At 51.8% G+C, this 21,846-nt stretch carries 13 protein-coding genes; 1 reads left to right on the top strand and 12 read right to left on the bottom strand.

All coding sequences use genetic code 11. The annotated features are described in order from the left end of the window. Window positions 1-22 precede the first annotated feature (22 nt). The 10 genes from addA to BLW29_RS12700 all read right to left on the bottom strand — a co-directional run bounded on the left by addA (window position 23) and on the right by BLW29_RS12700 (window position 18,811). Entirely contained in the window at window positions 23-4,267 is a 4,245-nt protein-coding gene (gene addA / locus BLW29_RS12650; RefSeq protein WP_090979955.1) for a helicase-exonuclease AddAB subunit AddA, read from the bottom strand. Further along, complete coding sequence (addB, locus tag BLW29_RS12655; RefSeq protein WP_090979957.1) at window positions 4,267-7,806, bottom strand: helicase-exonuclease AddAB subunit AddB; 3,540 nt, start codon at window positions 7,804-7,806, stop codon at window positions 4,267-4,269. Before addB ends, addA begins: the two co-directional genes overlap by 1 nt. Before the next feature lie 545 nt (window positions 7,807-8,351). Continuing rightward, a complete protein-coding gene (locus tag BLW29_RS12665; RefSeq protein ID WP_090979961.1) occupies window positions 8,352-9,068 on the bottom strand; it encodes a ThuA domain-containing protein in 717 nt (238 codons plus the stop codon). 1 nt (window position 9,069) lies between these two features. Beyond that, window positions 9,070-10,173, bottom strand: coding sequence for a Gfo/Idh/MocA family protein (locus tag BLW29_RS12670; protein ID WP_090979963.1), 1,104 nt, complete (start codon window positions 10,171-10,173; stop codon window positions 9,070-9,072). A 21-nt stretch (window positions 10,174-10,194) separates the two neighbouring features. After that, window positions 10,195-11,763, bottom strand: a complete 1,569-nt coding sequence (locus tag BLW29_RS12675; RefSeq protein ID WP_090979966.1) for an ABC transporter substrate-binding protein — start codon at window positions 11,761-11,763, stop codon at window positions 10,195-10,197. 66 nt (window positions 11,764-11,829) lie between these two features. Further along, the gene (locus BLW29_RS12680) at window positions 11,830-12,723 is read right to left on the bottom strand and encodes a carbohydrate ABC transporter permease (protein ID WP_090979968.1); all 894 of its coding nucleotides are present in this window, start codon (window positions 12,721-12,723) and stop codon (window positions 11,830-11,832) included. 22 nt (window positions 12,724-12,745) lie between these two features. Continuing rightward, the gene (locus BLW29_RS12685; protein WP_256208578.1) at window positions 12,746-13,690 is read right to left on the bottom strand and encodes an ABC transporter permease; all 945 of its coding nucleotides are present in this window, start codon (window positions 13,688-13,690) and stop codon (window positions 12,746-12,748) included. 159 nt (window positions 13,691-13,849) lie between these two features. Next, complete coding sequence (locus BLW29_RS12690; protein ID WP_090979970.1) at window positions 13,850-15,463, bottom strand: response regulator transcription factor; 1,614 nt, start codon at window positions 15,461-15,463, stop codon at window positions 13,850-13,852. 16 nt (window positions 15,464-15,479) lie between these two features. Then, on the bottom strand, window positions 15,480-17,240 hold the full coding sequence (locus BLW29_RS12695; protein WP_090979971.1) for a sensor histidine kinase: 1,761 nt from the start codon (window positions 17,238-17,240) through the stop codon (window positions 15,480-15,482). Between the two features lie 155 nt (window positions 17,241-17,395). Further along, window positions 17,396-18,811, bottom strand: a complete 1,416-nt coding sequence (locus tag BLW29_RS12700; RefSeq protein WP_090979973.1) for a class I SAM-dependent rRNA methyltransferase — start codon at window positions 18,809-18,811, stop codon at window positions 17,396-17,398. A gap of 103 nt (window positions 18,812-18,914) precedes the next feature. Here BLW29_RS12700 and BLW29_RS12705 point away from each other — a divergent pair, with 103 nt between their 5' ends. Further along, the gene (locus BLW29_RS12705; protein ID WP_090979975.1) at window positions 18,915-19,898 is read left to right on the top strand and encodes a Na/Pi cotransporter family protein; all 984 of its coding nucleotides are present in this window, start codon (window positions 18,915-18,917) and stop codon (window positions 19,896-19,898) included. Between the two features lies 1 nt (window position 19,899). Here the strand turns inward: BLW29_RS12705 and BLW29_RS12710 are convergent, their stop codons facing one another. Beyond that, window positions 19,900-20,337: an NUDIX hydrolase gene (locus tag BLW29_RS12710; protein ID WP_090979977.1), complete on the bottom strand. Its 438-nt coding sequence runs from the start codon at window positions 20,335-20,337 to the stop codon at window positions 19,900-19,902. 120 nt (window positions 20,338-20,457) lie between these two features. After that, entirely contained in the window at window positions 20,458-21,843 is a 1,386-nt protein-coding gene (gene mtaB / locus BLW29_RS12715; protein ID WP_090979979.1) for a tRNA (N(6)-L-threonylcarbamoyladenosine(37)-C(2))-methylthiotransferase MtaB, read from the bottom strand. Window positions 21,844-21,846 lie beyond the last annotated feature (3 nt).

Below are 21,846 nucleotides of genomic sequence, written 5' to 3' on the forward strand. Positions count from 1 at the left end.
CTTGTTTCCCCGTCCCTTCTGTTTAAAACAATTTAACCGCTTCTCCCCCATCGAAGAAGAACACGTAACATTCATCAATCTTGCGTCCGATAATAGACTGAATCGCTTCCGCATACAGCGTCAGCTGGAAACGGTGACGCTCCGCCGCTTCCGTCCATCGTTTCATCGTAATTCGGTCTGTCTTATAATCGAGCAGCACAAGTCTGCCTTCTTCATCTTGAAACAAGCAGTCGATAACCCCTTGAATGAGGATCGGTTCGTCACTCAGCACATGCGATGCATTCGGATATACACGATCCGCAGGAAACGTGCAGCTAAACGGCGTCTCGCGTCGCACCCACTGCGCCCGGAGCAGTCTAAGGCCGACATCGCTTTGAAAAAATGCCGCCGAACCCGTAATATCCACAGCCGCCGCCTGCTGAGCAGACAACATATTGCGCTCACGGAGACTTGCGACCGTTCCACGCACCGTCTCTTCCGATATTTCATCCGCCAGTTGAATATGCTGCATGACAAGATGGCTGACCATCCCCCGTTCGGCTGGCGTTAAAGCCGTTTCCTCCATGAACTTCGGACGGCGCAATCGGAAGGTATAATCACTATGACCGGATTCCTGTCCCTTATCTAACGTCTCTTCTACTTGACGCCTTGCCTTCGGCTCTTCATGAACCAAACTTTCCGTTTCCTCGTCAAAAAGAAACTCGACCTGCTCCTCAATCCCCACGCCTGCAAGTGATGATTGGACCGACTCAACCTCAGACGCCCCTTCATGAACAACTGCTTCTCCCGCAGATCCCCAGCCAGCCAAGCCATCATCTCCCGACAGCTCCGGCAATAAGAAAGCTGCTTCGTCCATGCCGGCTTCGGCATGAAGCCGTTTCATCTCGGTTACGGATGTTTTGGCTGCCGTCATCGTAGCCGCAGTATAGGGATACTGCCAGCTTAATCGTCGATCAATCTCAGCCGCCGCCTCCGGCGACTCTGGCAGTGGAACAAGCTCCTGGACAGCCTGCATCCGCACAGCGAATGCTGCTGCCTCTTCGCTTTCTTCCACTGTACCGGCTGCTGCTTCAAGCCCGAGCACCGAAGCCGGAACGACAGCGGTCCGCCAATCGCGGAAGGAGATGACCTTTGTATCATCTTCTGCAGCTCTATCAGTTGTCCTTGCATCCTCCGATTCATGCATAGCTCCCGAGGTATCGAAATCTTCCGTACCTTCTGCCCTCGCGTCGCCTTCGCCTACTTCTGTCCCCTCGGATACCACCATCGTTTCATCCGTCTCGCTCACCATAACCGTTGGAATTCCCGCTCCCATTGCGAGCGGTCCAAGCCAATCCAGAAACCTCGACGCCCCGGCGATACGGAAATCCGCTAATCCGCCGTCCGCATCCAGCGCTGATTCCCAGCGTTGCAGCTGCTTAGCTGCGTCTGCGACGGTTCCGACGAGGAACATTTTCTCCTTTGGCCGTGTCAAGGCTACATACAGAATCCGCATCTCTTCCGCCAGCGTTTCCATCGCCAGACGCTGTTTAATCGCCAGCTGCGGCAATGTCGGATAACTGACTCTGAGCTCCGTATCCACATAACGCGGCCCGAAGCCAAGCTGTTTGTGCATGAGGAACGGACTGCTAAGATCACGTTTGTTGAACTGTTTGCCTAGACCCGCAGCGAAGACGACCGGAAACTCCAGCCCTTTACTCTTGTGAATCGACATAATGCGCACGACATCTTCTTGCTCCCCGAGCGCTCTTGCTGTTCCGAGGTCACCGCCGCTCTCGCGCATCCGATCAATAAATCGGAGGAAGCGGAACAATCCTCTGAGCGTTGTCGCTTCATACTGCCTTGCCCGGTCGTGAAGCGCGCGCAAATTCGCTTGTCGCTGAAGGCCGCCTGTCATGCCGCCTGCCAAGTCGTAATAGCCAGTCTCGCGATAGATACGCCATAGTAAGTCAGCAAGCGATCCCTGTCTAGCCTCTCCACGCCACACTTCAAGCGTTACCAGGAAGTTTTGCAGCTTCCGCTGCGTATCTTCCGGTATTGCAGAATCATCCGCTGCATTTCTGACCGCTTCAAAATAAGAAACGCGTCCCGCAGCAATTCGAATAAGAGCTAGCTCTTCCCCCGTCAGCCCAACAAGCGGCGAACGAAGCGTGCCTGCAAGCGGAATATCTTGATAAGGATTGTCTATGACGCGCAGAAGCGAGAGCATCGTCTCGACTTCTGTCGCCTCAAAGTAACCGCTACTGAGCTCTGCATAGGCAGGAATGCCATGATGTTGGAGCTCCTCTATAATTACCGGCGCCCATTGCTTATCTGCCCGCAGCAAAATAACGATGTCTCGCCAAGCAAGCGGGCGCTTACGCCCCTTCTTGCCGTCGTACACCTCGAACGGCTCCGCGTTTGCGGCATCTGCCTGCATGCCTTTCAGCCGAACAATCTGACTTGCAATATAGCGCGCCTCAAGCTGCACGGTTTGCAAATCTTCCGCAGATTCAGCCTGCGACATTCCTTCGCCATCCGATTCTGTTTCTTCTTGCGCTTCAGTAGAATGATCTGCCGCTTCCCCTTTGCCACGGTCCAGTACGGCAAGCTCTACCGAATAGCGCTCCGCAGGGCCGCCTTCGCTTGATGACGGATACGTTGCGCCGCACACGAGCTCTGCACGTGCATCGTAGTCCATTTCCGCTGCTTTCTCGCGCATGATGGCGCGAAACACATTGTTAACGCCATCGACGACTTCCTGCCGACTGCGGAAATTCCTCGCCAAATCGATCCGAACGCCAAACTCTCCGCTGCCTTGCTCGTCCGGTACAATCTCCGAAGCTGCAGCGTCCACTTCACCAGCCATGTGATAACTCTTATATTTACGTAGAAACAATCCCGGTTCCGCCAAGCGGAATCGATAGATGCTCTGTTTCACGTCGCCAACCATGAATCGGTTCCCTCTGCCTGAACGCGAGATCAGCGATACGATCGCTTCCTGAACCATATTCGTATCTTGATATTCATCAAGCAAAATCTCTTGAAACTGCTGTTGATACTCTATAGCAGCGGCTGATGGCACTAACGCTTCAGCGGTGGATTCACTGTCCCGCAAAATGCGTAGGCAATAATGTTCCATATCACCGAAATCGATCAGACCTTTCTCCAGCTTCGCCGCTTCGAACCGGCTGCCGAACTGATCAGCCAGCGAAGCCAGCGTCTTCATGAGCGGTGCCATTTCGGCGAGCTCCGCTGCAAACTCCTCCGGCGTACGGGTAAACAGCTCTTCTGTTAAATCGGCGATAATCGTTTTGGCCCGGTCGCGCAAATCTTTGACCTGCTCCTGCAGCGCTTTATCACATGCATCTCCGCGCTGGCTCTTCAGCTTCCCGAAGCTTGCAGTGGTGAACCCTTCATGCCATGTCGTCCATGGCTGACTTTCAACGCGCTGAAGAAGGGAGCGAACAAGCACTAGATCATCTCGGAATGTCTCGCCATAAGCATCAGGACCTCCCGGCTGGTAGGTGAGAGCTTCCGCTTGTTCGAGTAGGCTGACTGCGCCTTGCAGGGACAAGGATACGGCATCCGTCAAGCTCGCCACCCATTCGGTTTGACTGAGCTCTTCCGCATCTCGAACTTGGAACGCATTCGCAGTCTCTTCCAGCCATACCTTCGGCCAGGGATGACTCTGCGAGAAGTGATAGAGCTTCATAACTAGCGCGTAAAGCGGCTCATCGCCGCGTTCCCCGCCAAACTTGTCTACCAGTTGAAGGAACGCCTGTCCTTCCTCCGATTCCGGCTCTCCATAACGCTCCTCGAATAGGGCATCAAGCACGTCAATGCGAAGCAGCTCCGCTTCTGTCTCATTAGCGATGCGAAATCCGGGATCGAGCCCGATGAGCGAATAGTAGCGACGTATGACATCAAGGCAGAAGGAATGCAGCGTCGTAATCGAGGCACGCCCCATTAAGGCCAGTTGACGGCGCAGATGATCAGAGCCCGGATGTCGATCCAGCTCTTTCTCAAGCGCGATCCGAATACGCTCTTTCATCTCTGCGGCCGCCGCTTTCGTAAAGGTAGCGACAAGCAGCCGATCGACATCGGTGTCTGCCGATATTTTGCGGATAATCCGCTCGACCAGAACCGCTGTTTTACCTGAGCCGGCAGCCGCAGCTACCAGAATGTTGCTGCCGCCTGTCACGATAGCTCTCCACTGATCATCCGTCCATGTGCTTCCGATCGGCTTTGGCGGAATGGTCGTACTCTCGGTTAACGTAGTCGTCATTACTCTTGCTCCTTCCCTGTATCCTCTTGTACATCGCTGTTGTCGTCTGTATCCTCGCCGCTCGCGAGCAGCTCCCAAACTTCATCTTTACCCGGCTTGTTCAGCCTTGTATAGCAGTTGCCTTCTACCAAGGGGTCAAAATGACACACCGGCTTATACGCGCAAAATTGACATGGTGTCTTATTGCCCAGTCGATACGGGGTAATGGAAACATCTCCACCAGCGATCCGATCTCCGATTCGGCGAAGTGTTCCTCTTACCGAACGACGCAGCGTTCCCCATTGCTCATCGGATACGACCGAAGAACTGCTATAGAAACCACCGTCACGCTTCAGCGCAAGCGGCAATAGCTCGGAATATCCCGTCGAAAGTGCACCGTCCATCATTCGGACCGTTTCTTCATCTGCCAGAACGAGTCCTTTAAGCTTGAACCGCTTCAATATTTCCGTGCGAGCCTTCGCAGGCGGCATTCCGTTGGAGGTAGAAAGCATCGGATTATGCACGTGGAAATACAACGCTCCCGCTGCTTTCGCAGGCTGTCCAAGCCATTCCGGCGCATGCGTTAACAGAACATCCAGGTAGGTTAGCATTTGCAGCGCCATGCCATAGGCAACTTCCTCTAAGCGAAGCTGTTTCGCGCTAGACTTGTAGTCGATCACACGCAGCAGCAACCCATCTGTTGTCTGCGCGGCGTCAACGCGGTCAATTCGACCGACCATCTCCAGCATTTTTCCATTAGACAGCGGAATCGTAACCGGCGGCAGAGGACCTTGCGGCCCGAAGCCAATCTCAAGTCCAACCGGTTTAAACTGTGCTCGCCTTGCATGCTCGCCCAGAATAACCGCAGCTTGGCTAATAATATCGCGCAGCTTGCGCGCTACATATTGATGGCGGTTGCTGCTGAACAGAATTTGCGATTGCAGCCTCATCGCCAGCTCGTTTACGATTTCCGTTGATGCTTCACGCAGCTGCTCCGGTGTGAGCGAAGCCCAGCTGTCGCCAAGCGATTCCGTCAGCCGGTTTAGAGCAGCATGGAACAGCTGTCCGATGTCCGGCGCAGCTAGTTTGTAGAGGGCTCTCTCACGAAGGCGCAGTCCATGGATCACAAAATGCTGAAACGGACAAGACACGAAGCGTTCCATTCGCGACACGCTGCCTCGCAGGAGCGTCCCATATAATTGCTCGGCGGTTGCCGCAGAGAGTGTCACTTCTTCATTGGTATATTGCAGGGAAGATACTAGACGCTGCAGCTTGTCCTGCCACTGCGGCCGAACGGCAAACCAGTTGTAAGCTTCCCACCATAGCGGAGCAATCTCGCCGCCATGTTTCCATAGCCGCAATTGTGTAATCAGGTAAGACAGCGTTCGTTCCGGATGTGCCATAAACGACTGCTGCTCGGATTCCGGCATGGCGGGAACCGGCTCGCCTGCAATTCCCTTCTCCACCATGCCGGGGAATAGTCCTTTAATATGGCGGATAATTTCCGAAGGAAGCAAGCTCTTCCCTTCTTCATCCGATTGCGGCCAGCTTATCCACAGATGCTCGCTCGGTGTCGTAAGAGCATTGTAGATCATGAACCGCTCATCGAGCAGCTTGCGGCGCACGCCCGGTGCCATGACAAGTCCGCCGTATTCCAACGTTTCGCGTTCCTGCTCGGTCAGTACGCCGTCCTCTTGCATGCGCTGCGGCATGACGCCGTCATTGGCGCCAAGCAAATAACAGATTGTGATTTGGCCCGAGCGCGTTCGATCCATGCTTCCGACCAGTACTTGATCCAGCGAAGGCGGTACGGATGCAAGCTTCAAGCTCTCCAGCCCCGTCTCCACCATGCCCGTGAACAGCTCGAGCGGCATCGCTTCGCTTCCCGTCATTTCGGTCAGCTGATCGAGCAAATCCATCACGCCGTCCCACAGCTGCCGATGCTCTCTCGCCCGAAGAGGATTGCCTTCCGCAATGGCTTTGCGGCTCCAGCGCTCCATCCGATCCGGCGCTTCAATCGTAACCAGCAGTCTGTACATGGCCTCGCACATTTGTCTGACGCTGCCGGCTTTCTTCATCTCTCTGCCGAATTTGCGCAGAATCGGTACAACCGCTTCCCTTGCGGCCATAATGGCATCGTATTCCCGCAGCTCATTCTCGCCTGCCTGCACGGGATCGCCATCAAGCGTATCGCGCATTAATGGCTTCCACTGGCTGAGTGTCGTCCATCTGTTGCCGTTCATGCCTGATGCCAGTGCATAGTTTTCCAGCAAATCAAACGTTTCCCGCGTTATACTGCCGTCCTCCGGGATGAGAAGCTCTGATTTAATGCATCGGAATACGGCTTCATAACGCCAGCCATGTGTCGCGATCTCCAGCGCAGAACGAATAAACTCGACGAACGGATGATGAAGCGCGCCATTCTTCTGATCGAGGAAGTAGGGGATGCCGTAGTCAGCAAATACCGCTTTAATATAATCGTTGTAATCCGGCGCATTACGTACCATAACGGCCATATCCCGATAGCGCAGCTCTTCGTCACGTACTCGGCGCGTAATATCGCGAGCGACAGCCTCCACTTCTGCACGGCGATTGGCTGCCGCATGGAGCGAAACGCCCCCTTGCACCAGCTCAGACTCCGTTAGTTGAAGCGGCTTCCTTCCGCCGTAGTAACGTTCCAAATGCGCAAGCATCGGATTCTCCTTGAATCTGTACGGCGTTCCGCCCAGCAATACCGGCTCTTCGATCTCCACACCGTTCTCGATTGCCAAATCGCGAAGCTTCATATAAGTCTCCGCAGTCGGCCGGAACAGATCCAGCTCATGCGGCTGTTCGCTTTGTTCGTAAAGCTTGTCCAGGCATAGTGTCACAGTCATCCCTTTGGAGTACTTCATCAACGTGCCGAGCGCGTCGAATTCTTTGGGCGTAAAGCCGTGAAAGCCATCTACCCAAATCTCTGTATCCGCCATGGAAGGTGCTAGATGATACCCCTTAACCAGCCAGCTTAAATAATCCTCGGCATCGACATAGAGCCCATCCAGCTCCCGTTCAAGACCTGAGGCTATCATTTGTAAATCGTGAAGCTTTCTCCCAAGCAGCGAGCTGCCCTTCTGAGGCATGCGGCTTTCGACGAAAGAGGAAAGCTCATCTGTGCCGATCCCGTACCGCTTCCACTCCGTCATTAGTTCACCAAGACGCTCGATGAAACCATGCTGCGACTCGCTGCCTTTAAACAGCTGCAGCTGCTCCTCAAGGCGGTGGACGATTTTGTAAAGCAGCATATTCTTGCCATTCTCGCTAATCGGAACCAGTGCAGTACCGCCTGTCTCCTGCATAATCCGGAACGAAAGACGGCGGAAGCTGAGTGCCTGCGCCCTAATAGAACCATTAAGCTCTGCATGGTTCAGTAATGCATATTCCGTTTGGAAGGTTGCCTGCTCCGGCACCAAGATGACAATCGGCGGCCCGTCCGGCTGTGCCAGCACGTTGCTGCGAATCTGATCCAAACAATAATGGGTCTTGCCCGACCCTGACCGGCCAATTACAAATCGGAGCGTCATAATCCGCCAACCTCTTCTCGTTATTCGATTCTACTATTCTACCATACGCCTCCGCTTGTTTCACCTCAAAACACAAACATTTGTTCGTTTTCGAATAAGGTAAATTGTTCATTGTGCTCTCATTACTCGGGTCCGATAATCTAACGAACCGTAGAGGCGTTATTTGACCGGATTTCTCGGTGCTGAGATTCTAACGAACCACAGAGGCGTTATTTCGGGAAATCGGCCCAGTACCTACATGCATACAACAGCCAAATAAGACCTCCACGGTTCGTTATAGTTTTTTAGGAGCTGTTTTGAGGCGAATAAGACCTCTACGGTTCGTTAGAATTTTTGCGTACGGGGGTTGGCGGTTGGGATTGGCGGTAAGTGGTTGGTGGTTGGTGGTTGGTGGTTGGTGGTTGGTGGTTGGTGGTTGGTGGTTGGTGGTTGTGGTTGGTGGTTGGTGGTTGGCGCACGGCGGTCGGTGGTACGTAGTTGGCGCTCGGCGGTGTGTTCCCCCCAAAAACAAAAAAAGTGCAGCGACAATGCGCTGCACTTTCCCCTTATAGCGTTTCAAGCGGTACTGGCACATGGCCATAATTTGGTGCTGCGCCATTCCCTGCTGCTGACCACTTCACCGCATTCGCGATGACACGGATTACGTCTTGATTGTGATAAGTAGGGTATGTCTCGTGTCCCGGCCTGAAGTAGAAGATCTTCCCCTGTCCGAGCTTATAGGTGCAGCCGCTGCGGAAGATTTCGCCGCCTTGGAACCAGCTCACGAATACAAGCTCATCCGGTGCAGGAATATCGAAATGTTCACCGTACATTTCTTCCTGCTCCAGCTCAATATACTCGCCAATGCCCGCTGCGATCGGGTGCGCGGGGTCAACAACCCATAGTCGCTCTTTCTCATCGGCTTCCCGCCATTTGAGTGCGCAAGTTGTGCCCATTAGCTTCTTGAATATTTTAGAATAGTGGCCGGAGTGAAGTACGATCAACCCCATGCCTTCCAGCACTCTTGCGTGAACGCGTTCAACGATGTCGTCACGGACTTCATCATGTGCCATATGTCCCCACCAAATTAGCACATCGGTGTTCTGCAGCACTTCTTCGGTTAGTCCGTGTTCTGCCTCATCCAATGTGGCAGTGCGAGTGTTTAACCCATGAATCTGCAAGCCGCTTGCAATTGCCTGATGTATCCCCTGTGGATAAATAGAGGATGCAGCCGGATTGGTCCGTTCATGGCGATACTCATTCCATATTGTAACTTGCGTCATACTAGCTTATACCTCCTGCTGCCATTGCTGCTTCGCGGACATCCGCTGAAGCAATGGTTCTCTTCTGCTCGGCCGCTTGTTGAATCGCTTCAAGTACCTCTTGATTGCGGTAACCATCCAACAAGGAAGGAAGCTCCTCTCGAACCTGACCACGGAGCATATCGATGAAATCCTGCATCTGCGTAATGTGATAGTGCGCTGGCACTTTATGAACGCCACTAACGCTCACAGTAGGGTCTGCTGCATCCGTTTGCGGCTGAATCCAAGTCAATTCCTGACCGCGCTCACAGCTGACCGAGATCGTCCCAAGGTCACCATAGATCGTCACTTCCAGCTGATTGCCGGAGCCATACGCATTGCGGGAGGTTTGGAACACACCTGCAGCGCCGCAGTCCAAGGTTGCCAAGAAGCCTGTAAAATCATCCACATCCACGATGCCATCCTCACCTGTAGCCGGGTCCGGACGATTCACGATGAATGTTTTCATTTGAGCAGACACTTCCGTAATCTCGCCAACGATAAACCGCGCGGCATCGACCATATGGGAGCCAAGATCGCCAAGCGCTCCTGTTCCGGTTAATTCACTGCGGTAGCGCCAGTTCATCGGAGTGCCGACCATCGCAACACCCCATGATTGCAAATACTGCACGAAGATATGACGTACAGTCCCCAGCTTGCCGGAACGAACCAAATCACGGGCATAGCGGAAAGAAGGAACATACCGATAGGAGAAACCTACCATCGATTGAATCGGGTTCTCTTCATACTGCTGGAGCAGATCAAGCGCCTCCGAATAGGTCCTTGTAAACGGCTTCTCCGTCATGAACGGCTTCCCGTGCTGCAAGCAGCATTTTACAATCGCATGATGAACTTGATTCGGAGTAATGGACAATACGGCATCCACATCGCTGTCAGCAATAATCGCTTCATAACTCGTATACTGTTTCTCAGCCGGAATGCCAAGCTTTGCCCCAGCACGCTCTACTGCATCTGCATTCGAATCGCATACAGCCGTAACGCTGACACCTTCGATTTTGGCCATATACTCCATATGCACGTTCGCCATGCCGCCAAGTCCGATAATACCGATCTTAATCTCTTTCATGGTGCTCCCCATCCTTAACCCTTATTGATTGGCTTTCGCCCATTCGTCCAATTGCTTCTGCTTCTCCGCGATAATTTTGTCCATTCCCGCCGCCTTCATCTTCGCAGTAAAGTCCGGGATGTATTTCTCCGGATCTACGGAGCCGGTTACGATGATATTCTTAAACTCTTTCTCTACGTTGCTTGTTGCGGCAATCTCTGTTTTCACCGGCTCAGCGTTGAAAGCGAAACCCAACGCACGAGACTTCTCGGCACTCTTGTTGTAAGCTGCATAGGCTTCCCACTTCTGCGGATCTTCACTTGCCCATAAATAGACGAGCGGCAAATTGCCCAGCATCCAGTTTCGGGTTGGCGGATAGCCTGAGCTGCCTGCATCAACGCCGGCAGGGAAATCAATTACATTGTCGGACTTCTTCACATAGTGCTTGCCTTCAATACCATTGATGAGCAGATTCATAATATCTTTGTCCGTGTAGAGCAGGTTAACAAACTGCATAGCGCGTGCCGGATCCTTGGAAGTTCTGGAGATCGCGAATACAGCGCTTGTCGCGTCGGTAGTACTTGTAAACGGCGTTGCCAGTTGAATTTCTACCAGATCGGTTCCTTGCGTGCGGGAATTGTCAAGATTAGAGCCCGGCTTGAACGAGCCTGTTTGGGCAAAAGCTTTGCCGGCACCGAGTGCTTTACCGATATCTTGAAGCGTTGCCGCGTCTTTGTTGACATAGCCCGCTTCGTACCATTTGCGCATCAGCTTGGCATATTCCATATATTTAGGATCTTCGATTTTGTTGATGACCTTTAGATCTGAACCGGTACGAACCAGCTCGCCCGGTCCTTCGCCAAGCATATCGTAGTAGCCGTAATCCAAAATCATCGCCGATGGAGATGCCCCGCCCGTCGTAATGAATGGGGTAACGCCCGGCTCGTTTTCTTTGATCGTTTTGAACATGGGCTCCATATCAGCCAGTTCTTTCACTGTGGACAGATCAAATTTGTATTTGTCGACCAGATCCTTGCGCAGAATAAGTCCTTTATCCGCAGCGAACTCTTTATTCGCAACCATGCCGTACAGCTTGCCGTTCACTTTAGCCGCATCGACGATTGCCGGATCAATCGTTTTCAAGAAATCTTGGCCATATTGGTTGACCAGGTCATCCAGCGGAATAAACTGCCCTTTCGCAACCTGCTGTGTGAAACCGAACCAGCCTGCAGAGAACATCAGATCGAACGGTTCATCGGAAGCGAACATCAGATTCGTTTTGTCGCTCCATGCGCTCCAGTCGATCGATTTGATCTCCAGCGTCGCATTGATTTTGGCTGTAAGAATCTTATTCACTTCATCCAGAACAAGCTTCTGATCCTTCGGTTCAGGACCCGGGAACACCATGACGATATTGTACGGATCTTGCTTGGAGGCATCTGCCGCTTCTGTGCTTTCTGTCTTGCCATTGTTGCTGTTCTTGCTTTCCGTGTTCGCAGCCGTATTCGTATTGCTGTTGTTGTTGCCGGATGAGCTGCAACCTGCTGCAACCAGTGAAAAGACAAGCAGAAGAAGAAGGACAAGATGATACCTGTTGACGTGCTTTCTCATTTTCGTTAACCTCCCGATTTTCTCCGTTAGTTTCTTTATACTAAACTGGAACGCAACATTCCAGACTTAGCCTTTCACAGCGCCTACCGTTAAGCCTTGCACGATGTATTTCTGGAAGAAGGGATAAGCCAATATGATCGGTCCGATCCCGATAATGGCCATCGCCATTCGAATCGTCTCCGTAGGTGCATTCGCGAGCAATTGAGATTGCCCGGAATTGCCCGTCTGACTGAGCAGCACTTGAATATCCAGCAGTGTCTTGTTCAGCAAGTATTGGATGCTGTAATTGTGAGAATCGCTGATGAAGATCAAACTGTTGTACCAGTCGTTCCAATAAGCCAGCGTGCAGAACAGTCCAATTGTGGACATGACAGGCAGCGATAGTCTAAGGATGATTTGCCAGAAGATTCGCAGCTCCCCGGCGCCATCAATGGAAGCCGACTCAATGATTGACGGTGGGATCGTGTTCATAAAGAAGGTTCGCATGATGAGGATATTGAAGCCGCTCATCAGCAAATTCGGGATAATTAAGGCGAGCAGCGTATTATCCAGGCTGAGATACTTGGTATAAACGAGATACCATGGCACAAGACCGCCGTTAAAGAGCATCGTAAAGAATACGTAGAAGGTAAGTGCCGTTCGAAACGGGAAGTCCCGCCTGGATAACGGATAAGCGAACAAGGATGTCATGAGCAGCGAACCAATCGTCCCCGCAACTGTCACTAGAATGGTAACGCCATAAGCACGCACAATCGTTTGGGAGTCATGGAAGAGATAACGATAGGCGCTCCAATCAATCTGATGCGGGAGAATCGAATACCCGTGAATAAGCAGCGATTTCTCCTCCGTGATCGAAACCATAAACACGAGCAGAAGCGGAAAGATCGTGGCGGCGATATACAGCAGAAACAGAAGATGAATGATCCACTGCTTGCTCCGCCCTGTAGAGATAACGTTCATGTTCATATGCCCCTTTGCCCCGTTAAAATAATGCATTCTCTTTGTTGACTTTTCGAACGACCGCATTCACGCCGAATACGAGCAGGAAGCCTAGTATGGACTGATACAATCCTGCAGCGGAAGCCATGCCGATGTCGCCCATTTGGAGCAAAGCTCGGTATACATAAGTGTCGATGACATCCGTAGTCGACATCAATGCACCGGAATTCATCGGAACCTGGAAGAACAAGCCAAAGTCTGCGTTGAAAATACGTCCGATTTGCAGCAGCGTCAGCGTCATAATGACCGGCATGATGAGCGGGATCGTAATGGACTTCACTTGCTGCCACTTGCTTGCACCATCAAGCGTAGCTGCTTCGTAATATTCCGAATCAATGCCGACGATTGCCGCCAAGTATACGATGCTGAAGTATCCGACGCTCTTCCATGCATTGACGATAATGAGAATGTACGGCCAATATTTCGGCTCGCTGTACCACGAAACCGTATCCATCCCGAGCGGCTCCAGGATCAGCTTGTTGACGAAGCCGTATTCGACGCTCAGAAAGCTGAATACGAGATAACCGATAATAACGGCCGAGAGCAAATACGGAAGCAAGATAACGCTCTGGTAGAATCGAGAAACAATCTTACGTTTAATCGCATTTAGCAGAATGGCTACGGCCACCGATAGAACGACATTGATAAAGATAAACACGGTATTATAGAGAACTGTATTTCGCGTAATAATGTAGGCGCTCTCCGTCTTGAACAGAAATTCGAAGTTTTTGAATCCCACCCAATCACTGCCCAGAATCCCCTTCGTGTAGCTGAGCTCCTTAAACGCAATAATGACTCCGAACATCGGCAAATAGTTATTAATCAGAAAATAGAGCAGTCCCGGGATCGTCATAATAATCAAAACGCGGTATTTTACGAACGCCTTCCATAATGAGAATCTCTTCGCTGATTGAGGCACCGTCTGCATCCTTCATCTCTCCAAACCTCTTGTGAACTATAGCTTTATTCTAGTCACTTCCGTTATATCGACCTACTCGATTGGTGACATCCTCAATACCGATTGTGACATTTGAATAAAAAATGTAAAAAAAAAGCCTGCTAAAGGATTGCTCCTTAGCAGACTCTCTTACTCCTCTGTGAACTGTCTTCGGTATTCCTGAGGATTCATGCCGTAATATTTGCGAAACAGCTTGGAGAAATGCGAAAAGTTGGTATAGTGAAACGCTTTTGCGATATTGCTGACAGACTCCTCGGAGTACAGCAGCATGTCCTTCGCTTTCTTCATCCGTTCCTCTACGATAAAGTCGGTCAAGCTTACTCCGGCCTCTTTCTTAAAGAGCCTAGATAAATAAGCGGAATTAATGTGGGCAAAAGCAGCCAGCTCTTCTCGGGATAGATCATCGAACAGATGATCGTTAATATAACGCTTCACTTTATCGACGACCGTGGATTCCGTGTCCAGCAGCGACATATGCATGGTCACCGTTTCGATCATGCTCTGGGTCCGTTCTTGAAGGGCATGGAGTGAGCGCGTTGCACTCGCTTCGTCCAGCAGGCCGCCGCCCGGGAATACCGTAACGACAGAAATGCCACGCCTATGCAGAACATAATAGATCGTTTGCAGCAGGGCATGGTAGAAGGCACGGAGCGTTTCACTAGTCACATTCGTATCCTTGCGCAGATCCGCGAACACATCATCCGCCAGAAGCAGCAGCTCCTCCCGCTTCCCATGCTCGAGCAGTTCTGACCATTGGAACAATGCGGGAAGCCTTGTCTCGCGCGCCTCAAGCGGCTGCTCTTTGAAGAATAGAACGGACTGCGACCTCGTGACATTGTGATGCTCCATTTGGATCAACGCGTTATAAAGCCGGGAGACATCGCTTAGCGGAACCCAGTCTCCGATATAACAAGATAAGTGACAATATAAATAAGCCGCGCAAGCGTCGATATAACTGGTACAGCTTCGTTTGATTTCATCATACTGCGGCTTGCGATTTCCGCTGCTTGGATCGTCGAAGAACAACGCGAATTGAACGCCGCTGCCGTCTTGCAGCACCTGACCGGGTAAACCGCCAAGCAGCATCTCACTCGCCGCATTTCGCAGCGCGAACTCCATCATTTCCTCTTCTCTCGTGTTCAGCGGCTTGCCCCAATGTTCGATCCCGATCAAGATCGGGAGTACACGCGCTTCCGGCGATAACGGCATCAGATTTTCCGTTAATGCACGTTCAATGTTACCGGGAGTCGGAAGTAGCCGCTGCCAGAATAAATCCTGCCAAAACCGTTCAAACAGCACGTTCTTGCTCATTTCCCACTTGCTGTATACTTTCTCGTAAGCTTCGCTGCGCTGCTTCGCGTCATGGGCGGCAGCGACCTTCTCCAGCGCATTGTGCACCGTATCTTGCAGTTCACGATAATCAACCGGCTTGAGCAAATAATCGAAGCTTCCTAAATGGACGGCGCGCTGTGCATATTTGAAATCGGCATGACAAGTAAGGAAGATCGTCTCAAGTGTAAGCTGCTGCTCTTTTACCCACTCCATGAGACTGATTCCGTTGCCTCCCGGCATCTCAATATCGCAAACCATGACATCGATTGCCGTTTGCTGCAAGATTAGCTTGGCTTGCTCGGCGTTATGGGCCTCATAGATCGCGCCGAATTTGAGTCCTTGCCAATCCACTCCGCTCTTCAGTCCTTCAATCGCAAACCATTCGTCATCAACAAGCAGTAGATTATACATGATAGCCTTCCTTTCCTTATGCTGTGGACGATGTCGCTATCGCCGAATAGGGAATACGGAGCGTTACTACGGTGCCTTTCGGCTCTCCATGTTCAAATATCAGTTCAGCCGAAGTACCGTATTGCAGCTTTAGCCGATGCCGCACATTCCAGATGCCGAGGTGACCGTCCTCGAAATCCGCATCGATATCACCGCGCTGCAGTTCAACCATCTGATCATCCGCAATCCCAACACCGTTATCGCTAATCGTTACCTCGTAATAAGCAGCATCTGAGTCAGTGGCTGGTTTGGCTGCGATACGGATCATAAAATGCTCCGGCCCCATTTCAAATCCATGTACGATGGCATTCTCAACAAAAGGCTGAACGATGAGCGGCGGCAGCATTTCCTTCTCCAGGCCCGGTGAAATGTTGATCTCGAATCGCAGATATTGCGGAAATCGCAGCTGTTGAATCTCAAGGTAACTGTGCAAATGCTCAAACTCTGTGTTCACGCTAACGCTGTTTAAATTCGTTCGTGTGACGAAGCGGAAATATTTGGAGATATGCGTTGACATTTTCTTGATGAGATCGGTTTTGTTCAGTTCCGCCAAGTTATAAATGATATTGATGGCATTTAGCAGAAAATGGGGATTGATCTGAACCTGCAGATGCTTGAGCTCCGCTCGTTGTGTTCGAATCTGTTCCTCGTATACATGGATCTTCAAATCATGCACCTGGGATGCCATATCATTGAATGTATCGTTGATGATGCCGAACTCTCTCGTACTCCCCGCCATCAGCCTCGTTTCCAGATCACCGCGTTTAATTTGCCTCATCCCTTTGATAAGTTCGTACATGGGCTTGAGCAGAGCACGCTGCAATAACAACAAATAAATGACCAGAACAGCCAGACCGAATAACGGAATGATGAAAAACAATCGTTGAAAATATGGCAGCTGCTGCAGAAGCGTACTCTCCGGGACGAGCACGGCAAGATGCAGCGGCGCGAACCGGGAAGCGGTCGAAACGAGCAAATAATCCGTTTGATCTGTTGTATGTAATCTTCGGTAGCGCTCATTCTCACTCGGAAGGGATAGTTTAGTACCTGCAGCGTCTAAACCTCTTACGGCCGCCTTTGTCAGCGGTGTACCATCGCTAGCGATGAACATTGCCTGCCCCTGCTTACCAAGCGCTAGATAGCTAAGCGGCACCATAAGCTTGTCGATATCGGTCCAGACGCCGACAATTTGACCGTAATCCGTCGGAACGAGCCGCACAATGGCAAGCTCTCCGCCTTGTCTGATCACCTTCCACGACTTCTCGTGGAGATGAGCATCCGACTCGCCGGCCATATAGCTTTTGAGCACGTTGATGACGGATTCAAGCTTGGCCGCATCTCCCCCGCGAAAGGAAGTGCTGAGCAGCTCGTCTTCCGACTTTCCATACGTGAACACTAAATTGACATTCGGATAATTCACCATGTCTTGAATCATTTTGTTCTGCACGCGCACTTTGGAGAAGAAATACTCCGCGCTGCCAGGCTCCGCCTTACCGTACTTGCGCAGATCCTCATTTAACACGACGAAATTATACAAGTAGCTCTCAGCATCAACGAGCGTGCGATCAATTTCATTACGGTACATCGAGAGCAGATTCTTATTGGATTGACCTACTTCATCACGCACGACATTCATCGCGTAGAGATTGTTGTAAAGCAGAAGCGCAAAGAGCGGAACCGTAACCGCCAGAAATCCGATAATGAGCTTCGTTCGAAGGGATGCTCGCATCGCTGTCATTCACTCTGCTTTCGATTAGGAGTTGGTTGGATGCCTCCATTGTACATGAAGGCACTTTTGCCGCCAACAGGGTGGATGAAACAGCAAAAAAAAACGCCCCCTTACTTAAGCGATCACTTAAGTAAGGGGGCGTTAAAAACGAATATCAAATGCTGCTAGCGGCTTCGCACTTCGAATATGCCAAACTTCAAGTAATGCCCCTCGTTAACGCCGACGATTTGGGGATGATCCTTGCCCGCTGCGCGCCAATCGATTAAACGGAGTGTTTTCCCTGCATCGATGGCTGCCGCTTGGATCGTCTCGAGGAACAGCTCGGGACGCATATGGTAGGAGCAGCTGGCTGTAACCAGGTAGCCGCCTTCATTCACGAGCTTCATTCCGTGAAGGTTGATATCCTTGTAGCCGCGTACTGCGCCTTCGATTGCGTTCTTCGATTTCGTGAACGCCGGTGGATCAAGAATGACTACATCCCATTTACGGCCTGCTTCCCCCATCTTCTTGGACGTATCCACTGCCTTCGCACTGCCGCGCTCTTGGCGCTCTTCGATTCCCTTCACTTGTCTGCGAAGATATTCGAACGCATCCGCTACGACAAACTCCACTCGCTCCTCGAAGCCGTTACGAACGACATTGCGGCGTGCCGTTTCAATCGCATGCTCGGATACATCAAGGCAGGTCACTTTCTTGGCGCCGTATTTGCAGGCATGAAGCGTAAAGCTGCCCGTGTGGGCGAAACACTCGAGCACTGTAGCGCCATCCCAATACGGGAACGTGACTACTTTGCCATTCGCATTGACAGGGACTAGCTTCTCTTCGCTCAAAGCCGCCAATGTGCCGGTATCGTCTGACGGAGCCGAGGATGGTTCGCCATCTGCAGCAGGCTTCAATTGAATGCCGCTGCGTGCTCCCCAGCCGAGCATCAGAGGTGCAATAGAAGCTCTATTCTCGCGCTGATCGAAGAAGTAGCCGGTCTTCTGGCCTTCAACGATATCTACTTCCATCTTCAAGCCGTTTTCCAATATATCAACGATACGCGGACACTCCCCATACAGAACGCCTGTCCGCTGTTCGATACCTTCCAATTCACGAACGGATACATCACTGCGCTCGTAAATGCCCTGAGGTGCAAATACAGCAACTAAGGCCGCAACAATCGCATCGCGACGAACCTCCATGCCAAGCGTCAGCAGTTGTACTACAAGCACATCTCCAAAACGGTCTACGATAAGTCCCGGCAGAAAATCAGCCTCGCCGTAAACCATCCGGCAATCATGCCCTTGCACGAACCGGCTCCGATGTTGTGCACACTGCATGAAACGTTCCCGGAAGAACGCCTCGTCCATCGCTTCGATCGGTTTATAAGACGTTACCCTAACCGTAATTTGGGATTTCGGGTTCCAATAGCCCGTTGCCAAATACTTGCCTTGATGCGTTACGAGGTCAACCAGATCTCCGGGAGTCGCCTCTCCTTCGATACGGTTTATTTCGCCTGCAAACACCCATGGGTGCCCGGCCTCCAATCGTTTCTTGCGGTCACGCTGTAATATCGCCTTTGCCTTCACGCGTTCCATGTTCATCCTCATCCTTTTCCGTAAGCTGACCTGGGCCGAACTTGTCATGCTCGTCCGGTCTATTGCATATGTATCGTTATTCTTGTTAAAGGAGCGTACTGCCATGCTAATCACGATCGTAGCCCGCGTGCTCGGAGGGTTTATCGTCTTCATGCTCGGCATGAGGGCGATGGAGCTTGCCATGCATCGTTCTGTCGGCCACCGTCTGCAGGATGTGCTGCGCAAATCCACTGCTACGCCGCTTCACGGTTTGCTCGTGGGGACAGCAACAACGGCTGTACTGCAGAGCAGCACAGCCGTTACTGTAATTGCAATTGGATTGGTCAACGCTGGAGTGCTCACCTTCCCGCGCACGCTCGGCATCATTCTAGGCACCAATATCGGCACCTGCTTGACGACCGAGCTGATCGGCCTTAATCTAGGCAGTTTAGGCTGGCCCTTGCTCAAGCTGTCGCTCGTCATCTGGCTCTTGACCGCCCTCTTCGGCGAGATTGGCCTTGGCAGCGGCACGCGCACAGGGCAGAAGGTCAGCCGCTTCCTAAAGCCATTCCGCAACGGTACCGTCGTGACAGGAGGGTTCGCATTACTGTTACTGGGCATCGGGCTCATGCAGTCCGTTGCGCCTGCCGTACAAGCTACGCCTTTCTTCCAAGGCTTCATGAGCCGTGCGGAAGAGAGCGTCCTGTGGGGACTTGCAGCAGGCGTCGTGCTAACAGCTGCCGTTCACAGCAGCGCCGCCGTTATCGGCATCGTTATGGGACTCGCTCAGTCCGGCGCGATGCCGCTCGACGTCGGCATCGCGATTGTCCTCGGCGCCAACGTCGGGACATGCATTACTGCCGTACTCGCAGCACTTGGAGGAACGCCATCCGGCCGTTTCGTCGCTTGGGCTCATGTGCTGCTTAACGTCGGCGGAGCTGTCTTGTTTGCACCATTCGCAGGCGAGCTCGGCTCCATAGCGGCTTCATTAACTTCATCGCCTGCCGGCCAAATTGCCCATGCCCAGACGATCTTTAATGTGCTGTGCTCGTTAATTGCCCTGCCGATTTGCTATCTCCCGCGTCTAAGGAAGCTGTCGGCAACTTGATTTAGCTGCCGCTCTGTACGTTCAAACCAAGCAGGCGCAGCGCTCCGGCTAGAATCCGATCATTGTTGTTGTAGCCGGATTGCTTCTGCCTGCGCCATGCTTCCATCGGCTCAAACCATTCCACGCCGCGAATTTCCTCCACTTGCGCTTGAAGTTTACCGCCAACTGCTTCCACGAGATAGTAGTGAACTTCTTTGTCCACTAATCCTTTCGACTCATGATTGTATTTGTATTTGATTTGATCAATCGGCGAGACGATGACGCCTTCCATCCCCGTCTCTTCGACGATTTCGCGAAGGGCTGTTTGCTCAATGGTTTCGCCCGGTTCCATTTTGCCTTTAGGCAGCGATATCTTGCCATATCGGTCTTGGATCAACTGCACCTGCAGTTCATTGCCGACCTTACGGAACACGACGCCACCTGCTGAAATCTCCTTCATTTTGCGTTCCCCCTTCGCGTTTCTTGGATACCTGCGCTCTTATGTAGAGCAAGGACTCTCTTGCAGCCCTGTCCCGGCCGCATTAGAATCCTCGCTTCAAGCTATTGAATTCGAACAAGCTTAAGCCTGCATCGCTTGTGGCTCTGAGTCGGCTTCGATACGGGCAGTAGGCGCGGTATGGTTATTATCCAGTACGCGTACAAGCTGTCCTCGGCATTCATTGACGCCGGCTTCCGTAATTTTCACTCTGCACAGCTCGCCAATCAGCGATTCCGAACCCTCGAATACAACTTGGATATAGTTATCGGAGTAGCCCGTAATCAAGCCGGAGCCTTCTGAGCCCTTGTGCTCGCGCTCTGGAATGATATCAAGCACTTCGCCGACGTACTTCTTCGCATAGTCCAATTGCATCCGCTCGGACAAATCAATCAACTTATGAACTCGCTCGTTCTTCAGCTCATCGTCGATCTGATCTTCCATGCGCGCGGCAGGTGTACCCGTCCGTTTGGAATAAGGGAAGACATGCATTTCAGCAAAGCCCATTTGTTCCATAAACGCATAGCCGTTCTCGAACATTTCTTCCGTTTCGCCGGGGAATCCAACGATAACATCCGTCGTAATTGCAACGCCCGGCATCGCCTCGTGCAGCAGCTTGATTTTCTCGGCAAACTGTTCCACGGTATACTTGCGGCGCATCCGCTTCAGAACGTCGTTATCGCCGGATTGCAGCGGAATATGAAGGTGACGGCACATTTTGCTGGAACGGTTCAGCACGTCGATCATCGCTTCGTCAATCTGACTCGCTTCGATGGAGCTGATCCGAATCCGCTCAAGGCCTTCAATGGCATCCAAATCCCATAGCAGGTCAGAGAGACGGTAGTTCTCCATATCATCACCATAACCGCCGGTATGAATGCCTGTCAGTACAATTTCTTTGTAACCGGATTCCACCAGCTGGCGGGCTTGGTTAATGACGCTCTCTGCTTCACGGCTGCGGGACAATCCACGCGACCACGGAATAATACAGAAGGTACAGAAGTTGTTGCAGCCTTCTTGAATCTTCAGGAACGCACGAGTACGCTCGGCAAAGTCGGGCACATCCAGTTCCTCGAACTCACGTGTTTTCATAATATTACGAACCGCGTTAACCGGTTTACGCTCATTTTGCAAATCCGTAACATAATTCATCAGCTTGTCCCGATCCTGCGTTCCGATGACAAGATCGACCCCTTCAATCGCCAGAATTTCGGCAGGTGAAGTTTGGGCATAACAGCCCGTGACCGCGATAACCGCATCCGGGTTACGACGAATCGCGCGACGAATAATCTGTCTGCTCTTCTTGTCCCCTGTATTTGTTACCGTACATGTATTGATTAGATAGACATCAGCAGTAGTTGTTTCGAAGTCGACTTGCTCGTAGCCTTCCTTCTTAAACAGCTGCCAGATCGCTTCCGTATCGTAAAAGTTAACTTTGCAGCCTAATGTGTAAAAAGCAACCGATGGCATAGT

Origin of the sequence: Paenibacillus sp. CF384, from assembly GCF_900106745.1 — a bacterium.
Taxonomy (GTDB): domain Bacteria; phylum Bacillota; class Bacilli; order Paenibacillales; family Paenibacillaceae; genus Paenibacillus_Z.